Here is a 534-nt window from a genome sequence, read left to right on the forward strand (position 1 = left end):
AAACACGTTTTTTTTTTGAGCCGTCTTTGTCTATAAGTAATTTGTGGATAATTGTAATAATGTAATATGCTAAGATACCTACCTAAGAGTTGCTAAGTTGACCATAAAGGATTACCAGCTCAATTTTGAGTTACTAAGCTTCACTTTCAATGAATCTGTAGAATTGCGTAAAATAGCTGGATTAACTTCAATTTCAGCAGTTTCATAATTGATTAAAACAAACAAATAATTGCTATTGGCTATTATTATGGAATCTCCGTGCGAGCCTATAACTTGAATACTTCCTTCCCTCGTTTGATATCTTTGCTGTGCCTTAGCTGAAAAGCTCCATAGTAGTAATACAATATTAGTGAATGACCATACTATTTTTAATTTTTTTGCTATGATTTTATATTTACTACGATATAGGTCCGATTGCAATTCTTTTTCTTAATTTGGATTATTTAATTTTTTCCTTTCATTTTTTAATGATTTTGCCCTTGGTGTTCCATCATTTCCCCTGAATCTTTCAGAGAATTTATATAAACATAAACC

At 30.3% G+C, this 534-nt stretch carries 1 protein-coding gene; it reads right to left on the reverse strand.

The annotated features are described in order from the left end of the window. Nucleotides 1–111: 111 nt before the first annotated feature. Nucleotides 112–420 (reverse strand): hypothetical protein, encoded by a 309-nt coding sequence (locus HJ01_RS17050; RefSeq protein ID WP_040474121.1) that lies wholly within the window; start codon nt 418–420, stop codon nt 112–114. Nucleotides 421–534: the final 114 nt, after the last annotated feature.

Source organism: Flavobacterium frigoris PS1, from assembly GCF_000252125.1.
Taxonomy (GTDB): Bacteria; Bacteroidota; Bacteroidia; order Flavobacteriales; family Flavobacteriaceae; genus Flavobacterium; species Flavobacterium frigoris_A.